The sequence below is a fragment of the Marinobacterium ramblicola genome (genome assembly GCF_019084545.1).
Taxonomy (GTDB): Bacteria; Pseudomonadota; Gammaproteobacteria; order Pseudomonadales; family Balneatricaceae; genus Marinobacterium_D; species Marinobacterium_D ramblicola.
In genome coordinates, this window is the sequence record NZ_JAHREP010000016.1 from 108557 (window position 1) to 117922 (window position 9366).

Annotated in this window: 10 protein-coding genes and 1 pseudogene; 6 read left to right on the forward strand and 5 right to left on the reverse strand. The window is 60.3% G+C overall.

Annotated features, from left to right (window positions below; genetic code table 11):
• Positions 1–126: 126 nt before the first annotated feature.
• From KQ940_RS13820 to KQ940_RS13845, 6 genes are all read left to right on the forward strand, one after another.
• Positions 127–1302 carry an ABC transporter substrate-binding protein gene (locus tag KQ940_RS13820; RefSeq protein WP_217414290.1) on the forward strand — a complete coding sequence of 392 codons (1176 nt, stop codon included), beginning with the start codon at positions 127–129 and terminating at the stop codon, positions 1300–1302.
• 66 nt (positions 1303–1368) lie between these two features.
• A complete protein-coding gene (locus tag KQ940_RS13825) occupies positions 1369–2232 on the forward strand; it encodes a branched-chain amino acid ABC transporter permease (protein WP_217414291.1) in 864 nt (287 codons plus the stop codon).
• A gap of 15 nt (positions 2233–2247) precedes the next feature.
• On the forward strand, positions 2248–3210 hold the full coding sequence (locus KQ940_RS13830) for a branched-chain amino acid ABC transporter permease (protein WP_217414292.1): 963 nt from the start codon (positions 2248–2250) through the stop codon (positions 3208–3210).
• Positions 3207–3968, forward strand: coding sequence for an ABC transporter ATP-binding protein (locus tag KQ940_RS13835; protein ID WP_217414293.1), 762 nt, complete (start codon positions 3207–3209; stop codon positions 3966–3968). The genes KQ940_RS13830 and KQ940_RS13835 overlap by 4 nt, the downstream gene beginning before the upstream one ends.
• 3 nt (positions 3969–3971) lie before the next feature.
• Positions 3972–4682, forward strand: coding sequence for an ABC transporter ATP-binding protein (locus KQ940_RS13840; RefSeq protein ID WP_217414294.1), 711 nt, complete (start codon positions 3972–3974; stop codon positions 4680–4682).
• A 115-nt stretch (positions 4683–4797) separates the two neighbouring features.
• Positions 4798–5616 carry an IclR family transcriptional regulator gene (locus KQ940_RS13845; protein ID WP_217414295.1) on the forward strand — a complete coding sequence of 273 codons (819 nt, stop codon included), beginning with the start codon at positions 4798–4800 and terminating at the stop codon, positions 5614–5616.
• A 35-nt stretch (positions 5617–5651) separates the two neighbouring features.
• Here KQ940_RS13845 and KQ940_RS13850 read toward each other — a convergent pair whose 3' ends face one another.
• From KQ940_RS13850 to KQ940_RS13870, 5 genes and pseudogenes are all read right to left on the reverse strand, one after another.
• Entirely contained in the window at positions 5652–6623 is a 972-nt protein-coding gene (locus tag KQ940_RS13850) for an AraC family transcriptional regulator (RefSeq protein WP_217414296.1), read from the reverse strand.
• Between the two features lie 267 nt (positions 6624–6890).
• A complete protein-coding gene (locus KQ940_RS13855) occupies positions 6891–7082 on the reverse strand; it encodes a 2-hydroxymuconate tautomerase (protein ID WP_217414298.1) in 192 nt (63 codons plus the stop codon).
• A 295-nt stretch (positions 7083–7377) separates the two neighbouring features.
• Positions 7378–8184, reverse strand: coding sequence for a 2-oxo-3-hexenedioate decarboxylase (dmpH, locus tag KQ940_RS13860; RefSeq protein ID WP_217414300.1), 807 nt, complete (start codon positions 8182–8184; stop codon positions 7378–7380).
• Positions 8184–9212 carry a 4-hydroxy-2-oxovalerate aldolase gene (gene dmpG / locus KQ940_RS13865; protein ID WP_217414303.1) on the reverse strand — a complete coding sequence of 343 codons (1029 nt, stop codon included), beginning with the start codon at positions 9210–9212 and terminating at the stop codon, positions 8184–8186. The genes dmpH and dmpG overlap by 1 nt, the downstream gene beginning before the upstream one ends.
• Positions 9213–9228: 16 nt before the next feature.
• Positions 9229–9366 (reverse strand): annotated as a pseudogene (locus tag KQ940_RS13870) (acetaldehyde dehydrogenase (acetylating)); the annotation flags it as partial.

Here is a 9366-nt window from a genome sequence, read left to right on the forward strand (position 1 = left end):
CTTGGGGGGCTTGGGATGGACAGTTGCAGGCTTTGGACACTGGTCTGCATCTGGCGGCTATTGATCCAGATCAAGTTTCTTTCTAATCGACTTTGAATAACAACAACTACATCCGAGAGGTCACCGATGGAAACTAATAAGCAGCTCTTGCGTACTCTCCTGGCCGGCGCGGTCGCCGCCACCCTCTGCATCCCGGCACTGGCGGATAATGCCGAGCCGATCAAGGTCGGTGTCATGCTGCCGTTCAGCGGTATCTACGCCGCGCTCGGCGATGCCGGTCGCAACGGCCTGAAGATGGCATTGAAGGAGCATGAGGCGGAGCTGCACGGCCGCCGGATCGAATTTATCGAGATGGATACCGAAGCCAAGCCGGAGCGCGCACCGGAGATCGCCTCGGCACTGCTCGACCAGCATCATGCCAATTTCATCATCGGCCCTGTCCACTCCGGCGTCGCGATGGGCATGATCAAGGTGCTGAAGGACAAAGACACCATCATGATCATCCCCAACGCCGGCGCCAATGCCGCCACGGGGCCGCTCTGTGCACCCAATATCTTCCGCACCTCCTTCTCCGCCTGGCAGCCCTCCTACCCGATGGGCAAGGTCGCCCTGGACAGCGCCTACAAGCGTGTGGTGACCATGAGCTGGAACTACGGCATGGGCCGCGAGAGTCTGGAGGCGTTCAAGGAGTCGTACACCGCCGGTGGCGGCGAGATCGTCAAAGAGATCCTGGTGCCCTTCCCGAAAACCGAGTTCCAGTCCTACCTGTCCGAGATCGGCTCGATCAATCCGGATGCGGTATTCGTGTTCTTCGCCGGCGGCGGCGCGGTCAAGTTCGTCAAGGATTACGACGCGCTGGGCCTCAAGGGCAAGATCCCGCTGCTCGGCAGCGGCTTCCTCACCGAAGGCACCACCTCGGCCCAGGGCCCCTCCGCCGAGGGTATCAAAACCACCCTGCACTACGCCGACGGACTGGATAACTCGGTCAACACCAAGTTCCGCCAGGATTACCTGCAGATGTTCGGCAAGGAGGCGGATATCTACGCCGTGCAGGGCTACGACGCCGGTCTGCTGATCGCCAAGGCGGTGGACAAACTCGGTGGCGATATCAGCGATCAGGCGGCGCTGATCCAGGCGATGGAGAGCACCACGCTGCTCAGCCCGCGCGGCGAGGTCAGCTTCTCCAAGGCACACAATCCGATCCAGAACATCTATCTGCGCGAGGTAGTCGACGGCGTCAACAAGGTGATCGATGTACCGGCGGCCAAGCTGGAAGACCCGGCGCGCGGCTGCAAGCTCTGATATCTGAGCGGTCCTGGGGCGGGGGCACCCGCCTCTTTAAGTAATCGATTGATTTCGGAAGTAGCCATGACAACCTCTCTGTTTTTCGTACAGCTGATCAATGGTCTGCAGTACGGCCTGCTGCTGTTCCTGATCGCCTCGGGCCTGACCCTGGTCTTCGGCGTCATGGGCATTCTCAACCTGGCGCACGGCTCGATGTACATGGTCGGCGCCTATCTGGCCTGGTACTTCGTGCAGCAGACCGGCAGCTTTACGCTCAGTGCCCTGATCTCGGCGGTCATCGCGCTGCTGATCGGCATCGTCGTCGAGCGCACGCTGATCCAGCGTCTGTACCGGCGCAACCATCTGGATCAGGTGCTGCTGACCATCGGCATGATCTTCGTATTCAACGCCCTGCAGAGCATCCTCTGGGGCAACGATCCGCTGGGCGTGCAGGTGCCGGAGGCGATGTCGTCGGCGATTCCGCTGACCGAGGTGGTGGAGTACCCGGTCTACCGCATCTTCGTGGCGCTGGTCTGCGTCGCCATCGCCTTTGTCATGTACTACATGATCAACCGCACCCGCCTGGGGATGCTGATCCGCGCCGGTGAATCCAACCGCGAGATGGTCGAGTGTCTGGGGATCGATATCAGTCGCCTGTACACCATTGTCTTCGCCATCGGCGTGATGCTCGCCGCCATCGCCGGTGTCATCGCCGCGCCGATGAGCTCGATCGTGCCGGGCATGGGCGAGCATGTGTTGATCGCCTGCTTCGTGGTGGTGGTGATCGGCGGCATGGGTTCGATCAAGGGCGCCTTCATCGGCGCGCTATTGGTGGGCCTGGTGGATACCTTCGCCTCGGTGCTGCTGCCGCAGCTGTCGAGCATGATGATCTACATCCTGATGGCGTTCATTCTGCTGATCAAACCTCAGGGTTTGTTCTCATCCTGATCCGGAGGTTCTGTCATGTTGTTCAACACGCGCACCGAACGTTACTTTGTCTGGGTGTTCTTCCCACTGGCCCTGCTGATGCCGCTGTTCCTGGAGCAGAACACCTTCTACGTCAGCAAGCTGACCACGGTGATGATCTTCGCCATCTTCGTCATGTCACTGGATTATCTGGTCGGCCGGTGCGGCCTGATCACGCTGGGGCACGCCATGTTCTACGGCCTGGGCGGCTATATCTTCGTGATGATCGCGCCCGAGTACGAGGCGGTCAACTTCTGGGTCTATACCTTCTATATCTGCGCGATCGCGGCGGTGGTGGCACTGGTGATCGGCTTCCTGGTGCTGCGCACCAGCGGCATCTACATGATCATGATCACGCTGGCGTTCGCGCAGATGACCTATTACTACTTCTCCGACTCGCTCGACTTCGGCGGCAACGACGGCGTGTTCATCTATGTGAAGCCGGACACCAGCATTTTCGGCCTCAGCCTGTTCGACCTGGACAACCCCACCCACTTCTACTACCTGTGTCTGCTGTCGCTGTTCAATACGCTGTTCTTCTTCCGTCTGGTGATCCGCTCCCGCTTTGGCCGCGTCATCGATTCGATTCAGGAGAATCCGGGACGTACCACCGCGCTGGGCTACAACGTGTTCATCTTCCGCCTGATCGCCTACACCCTGGCCTCGGCGCTGGGCGCCTACGCCGGTTACCTGTTCACGCTGCAGTACGGTTTCGTCAACCCGTCGATGCTGGCCTGGACCACCTCGGGCTCGGCGCTGGTGATGTCGATCCTCGGCGGCATCGGCACCATCTACGGCGCGATTCTCGGTGCCGTCGTCTATGAGGGGCTGCACTTCAGCCTGGAACACCTGACCGAGCACTGGCTGCTGTTCATGGGCGCACTGATCATCCTGATGGTGATCCTGTTCAAGAACGGTATCGCGGGCTACCTGGAGAAGCTGCTGGAGAGACGCGCATGAACAACAACCCGATCCTGGAAACCGAAGGGCTGTGCAAGTACTGGGGCGGCCTGAAGGCGCTCGACGATATCTCGCTCAGGTTCCACGACCGCGAACTGCACGGCATCGTCGGCCCCAACGGCGCGGGCAAGAGCACCCTGCTGAATCTGCTGTGCGGCCACTACAAACCGACCAGCGGAAAGATCGTGCACAAGGGCGAGCCGATCGATGCGATCAAACCCTACGCCTTTGCCCGCCGCGGCATCGGCCGCAGCTTCCAGAAGACCAATATCTACCCCAGCGCCACCTGTCTGGAGAACTGCTGCGTGGCGGTGCAGCGGCGCATGGGCGGCAGCTTCGACTTTCTCCGGTCGCGCCATCGGCAGCAGGTACTGGAGGAGATCGCCAGCGACGCACTGAACAAGGTCGGCCTGTCGGCCCGCCGCGATCAGATCGCCGCGCATATCAGTTACGGCGAGCAGCGCCAGCTGGAGATCGCCATGGTGCTGGCCACCTCGCCCTGCGTGCTGCTGCTGGACGAGCCGATGGCCGGTATGGGTCACGAGGAGTCGCAACTGATCATCGAGCTGCTGAAGCAACTGAAACAGGAGTACTGCATCGTGCTGGTGGAGCACGATATGGACGCGGTATTCGAGCTGTCCGACAAATTGACGGTGATGGTGGACGGGCAGCACCTGACCACTGGTACGGTCGATCAGGTGCGCGACGATCCAAGGGTACGGGAGGCCTATCTGGGCCAGGGCGATGAGGTGTACTGAGCGATGAATAAACTATTGGAAGTCAGAAGCCTGCACACCCTCTATGGCGAGAGCCACGTGCTGCACGGCGTGGGGTTCGATGTGGAACCGGGCCAGACCGTCAGCCTGATGGGACGCAACGGCATGGGCAAGACCACGACGCTGAAATCGATCCTGGGGCTGGTACCGCCGCGTAGCGGCAATGTGCTGTTCAACGGTGAGGAGATCACCCAGCTACCCACCTGGCAGCGGATGCGCCGGGATATCGCCTATGTGCCCGAGGGGCGCGGCATGTTTCATAACCTGTCGGTGAAGGAGCATCTGCAGATGGCGGCCCGCCCCAACCGCCGCGGCGAGCGGAACTGGGATTACGACCGGGTGCTGGCCACCTTCCCGCGGCTGCAGGAGCGCCTGGGCAATCTCGGCACCCAGCTTTCGGGGGGCGAGCAGCAGATGCTGGCAATCGGTCGTGCGCTGGTGACCAACCCCGACCTGCTGATCCTGGACGAAGCCACCGAGGGTCTGGCACCGCTGATCCGCAAGGAGATCTGGGAGGTGATCCGCACCATCAAGGCGAGCGGCATCTCGACCATCATCGTCGACAAGAACATCAAGGTGCTGAAAGCGCTGTGCGACAAGCATATCGTGCTGGTCAAGGGCGAGGTGGTGTTCGCTGATAGTTCAGACGGCTTGATGCAGCGATTGGACGAGGTGGAGTCCTACCTCGGGGTGTAAGCGGAACGCCCCGCCGAGGCGGGGCCATATTGCGTGGACGCCGATCATTTTGTTGTACCGGGCCATCTAGTAACATGCCCGTTTTGTTGTCGCCAACCTGCACGGAGATCCAGAAATGGGCTCAGATCTCGCCACGGATCCAATCGATACCCGCACGGAATCCAACCGGCAGGGGATAGGTTCGTTGGAGCTGGGCCTGAAGGTACTGGACACCATCGCGCAATCGGCGCATCCACTCAGTCTGAAGGAGCTGTCGCAGCACCTGGATCTCTCGCCGAGCCGACTGTACAAATACCTGGTCAGCCTGATGCGCACGGACTATATCGTGCAGGACAGGTCCAACCGCTACTCCCTCGCCCAGGCCAGCCTGACGCTGGGCGTGGCCGCGCTGCGCGGCATCGATCCTATACAGCTCACCTTCCAAGCGGTCGAGGCGCTCAACAACCACCAGGATGTCACCACCTCGGTGACGATCTGGAATGGCCAGGCACCGCTGGTGATCAAGTGGCTGGATGCCAGCCAGCCGGTGGCGGTCAATGTGCGCCTGGGGATCGAGCTGTCACCCTTCTTCTCGGTGTCGGGCCGGATCTTTCTGGCCAACCTGCCGGAGGTACGGATGCGGGAGATTGTCGACGGTTTCTACCAAAGCCCCCCCGCTCTGCCCCGCCACCTGGGTACACCGATGCAGAAAGAGGCGTTCTACCGCCACCTGGATGAGATCCGGGCGCAGAACTTCTGCAGTTTCCACGGCGACTACCTGCCGGATATCAACGTGATCGGCAGTGCAATCCACGATATCAACGGTAACGTCTCATCGGTGGTGTCGATCATGGGCCTGACCGGTGATGTCGATGTGAACCCCGGTAGCCGTTACCACCAGGCACTTCTGGAGTGCACGCGGCAGGTAACCGCGCAGATCTGCGGCCAGCGCTGAAGTCTGAGACTGGTTAAAAGGCAGCCGGGGAAAGGTTAACGCCGCCGTTTGAAGGTTTCGGAGGGCAGCTCACCAAACATCTTGCGATAATCCGACGAGAACCGTCCGAGGTGGGTAAAGCCGTAATCCAGTGCAGCTTCGGTCACGTTACGGATCCTGGGATTACCGATCAGCTCCTCGCGCAGCCCCTTGAGCTTGGCATTTTTTACATACAGGCGAGGGGTCAGGCCGAAATGCCTGGAGAACTGGTTATAGATCGTACGCACGCTGACATTGGCGCTCTGCGCCAGTTCATCCACATCGATCTCGTCCTTGATGTGGGCATCGATATAGGCGATCAGCTCGGAAAAACTCCTATCCAGTGCGCAGCCTGAGGATTGCTCCTGAGCGTTGCTGGCAAACTGATGCAGCAGTTTATTGATCAGAATCTCACGGTAGGAGAGTTGCAGACTGCCCAGCTCCACCTCGGCTTCGTTCGCCTCGGCGAGCAGTGCATCGAGGAAACGCATGAAACAGCCGGTATTTTGCAGGTCGACGATCCGGCGCTCAAAACGTATGCCGTCACGGGGCAGCATACCGTTCTGCTCCAGGCAGACGCCCCTGAGAATCTCCTCCGGCACCTTGATGATCACCTTCTCACAATCGTGCGAATAGGAGAGATCGATCTGCTCCTTGGGATTCATCATCAGCGCCTGGCCAGGGCGCAGCAGCAGACGCTGATCGTCGTCGTAGCGCCAACAGCACTGCCCGCGGGTCACCACCTGAAAATGGTAGACCTCACTCAGGTCGGGGCAACGCACCTTCACCTCATCGCCATAACTGATCAGAGACAGGCCAATATCGGCAAACTCGCGGAAACTCAGACGTGCAGATGAACGCCCCTTGCGGTCACTTCCGGCATTCATCTCAATGCTGTGGCGCCCAACATGTTGATTCACATATTCGGATACCTGAGAAGGGTGGGCACCTTCGAAAACCTTCGAGTTGTTCAAGACATCTACCAGCATTACGGCCACCTGAGTTTTATACTTATTATGAACTCATTCATTATAGGTAAATCACCTACCCGTTCAATGGCTGTTTAAGGCCCAATTTCGGAATCTCTAAACTCAGTTTTTGAAAATGCCATCCAATCGATAGTCGTGCGGGGTACCGTACATCCTGCATACCCCGCTCCAGCGCATCCATGCGACTGCGGGGTACCGTACATCCTGTACATAGAAAATCCCGCCGGATGGCAGGATTTTAAGGGGAGAACACGGAAGGATTCGGAGCTAGCGCCCCCGCTTCTGCGCCGAGACGCCACCGATACCGAAATGCTGCTTGGGCATCTCGTCGATCAGCACCCGGACACTCTCAAGCGGGGCATCCAGCGAGCGGGCGATCGCCTCGCTCACCTCGGCGATCAGGCGCTCCTTCTTCTCGTCCGAGCGCCCCTCCATGATATGGATTACTGCAATGGGCATGGGTGCCTCCTTTCTATAAGAGCCGCTGAAGGCTCAGCTTTCATTACAAGCCGCTGAGGGCACTTACAAAAGCCCATTGCAGGCTTTCGTCAATCTACCGCCAAGAGCTTGGAGCCTGTTTGGAATCTCGCACCGAACTTTCCAAGGTAGGGAGGGGTGTTGCTTTCCGGGACCGTCTGCCGCCAGGGATGGCGGTAGTCGAGCTTACAGGGATGTATTCACAGCGTGTCCCGGAAAGTAACACCCCTTCCTGCCGGGCACAGCGCTCGGCAAGCAGGAGTTTCCAAACAGTCCGTTAGACGAACTTGCCGCCGATGCTGCCCAGGCCCTGGTAGTGCACGGTGAAGTTGTCACCCTTGTTGACCTGCACCGCCGCGGTGATCGCGCCGATCATGATGAAGCTGCCCGCCTTCAAGCTCTCGCCACGCTCCGCCAGCATATTGGCCAGCATGGCCACGGACGCCGCCGGGTGGCCCAGTACTGCGGCACCGGCGCCGGTCTGCACCACTTCACCGTTGATCTCCATCACCACACCGAGGGTCTTCAGATCCAGATCGGCCGGGTCGGCCATGCGGCCGCCGGTGACGAAACGGCTGGAGGAGGAGTTGTCGGCGATCACACTCTTCAGGTCGAACTTGAAGTCCTTGTAGCGGGAGTCGATCACCTCCACTGCCGGCATCACGAAATCGGTCGCGCGCAGCACGTCGCCGATGTGGATACCCGGGCCCTTCAGCTCATCCTTCAGCACGAACGCCAGCTCCGCTTCGATCTTCGGGTGGATCAGCTCGTCGTGCTTGATCTCGCCGCCATCGGGCACGGTAAAGTAATCGGCGAGGAAGCCGTAGCAGGGGTGCTCGACACCCATCTGCGCCATCTTGGCCCAGGAGGTCAGCCCCATCTTCATGCCAACGATCTTGTTGCCGCGCGCCTCCTTGCGGCGACGGATCTCCCACTGGATGTCGAAGGCGTCTTCGTAGGTCATGTTCGGGAAGTCATCGGTGATCTTGGTGACTTCGTACGCTTCCAGTTCGGCGTTCTCCAGGTGGATCGCCAGCTCTTCAACCTGTGATTTACTCAGGCTCTTACCTTTAACTTCAGCCATCAGATCAGCCCCTTCTGTTTCGCCATGGTCAGTGCCAGGTCTTCGATCATATCTTCCTGTCCGCCCACGGTACCGCGACGGCCCAGCTCGACCAGGATGTCACGCGCCGGGATGCCGTACTTCCTCTCCGCGCGCTGTGCGAACAGCAGGAAGGAGGAGTAGACACCGGCGTAACCGAGGGTCAGCGCATCGCGGTCGACACGGATCGGCTGGTCCATCAGCGGCACGATCAGATCCTCGGCCACGTCCATGATCTTGTACAGGTCGATGCCGGTCGCGCAGCCCATGCGATCCAGTACCGCACAGAGCACCTCCAGCGGCGTGTTGCCGGCACCGGCACCCAGGCCCGCCACCGAGCCGTCGATACGCGCAGCACCGGCGTCGATGGCGGCCAGGGAGTTGGCCACGCCCATCGCCATGTTGTGATGGCCGTGGAAGCCGATCTCCACGTTCTCCGGCAGCTCGGCCCTCAGCAGACCGATCTTCTCGCTCACTTCGTCCGGCAGCATGTAACCGGCGGAATCGGTGCAGTAGATGCAGTTGGCGCCGTAGCCGACCATCAGTTTGGCCTGCTCGAGGATCTTCGCCGCCGGCACCATGTGCGCCATCATCAGGAAGCCGACGCTGTCCATGTTCATCTCACGGGCCAGGGTGATGTGCTGCTGGGAGACATCGGCCTCGGTGCAGTGGGTGGCGACACGGATGGTGGAGACACCCAGCTCTTTCGCCATCTTCAGATGATCGACGGTGCCGATCCCCGGCAGCAGCAGGGCCGAGACCTTGGCCTGCTTCATCTTCGGGATCACCGCGCCGAGGTACTCCTCGTCGGAGTGGGCCGGGAAGCCGTAGTTGACCGAGGCACCGCCAAGACCGTCGCCGTGGGTCACTTCGATCAGCGGCATCCCCGCCTCGTCCATCGCCGTGGCGATGCTGACCATCTCGTCGACGCTGATCTGGTGACGTTTCGCATGCATGCCGTCGCGCAAACTCATATCGTGCAGACGGACTTTCTTACCTTGCAGATTCATCTCGTTAACCTCCGTCTTAACCGCGGGCTGGCAGTGTGATGGAACCGTTCGCCGCTTCTTCGGCGAACATCTCGGCAGTGCGCAGGCCCGCCGCGGTCATGATGTCCAGGTTGCCGGCGTACTTGGGCAGGAAGTCACCCAGGCCTTCGACCTC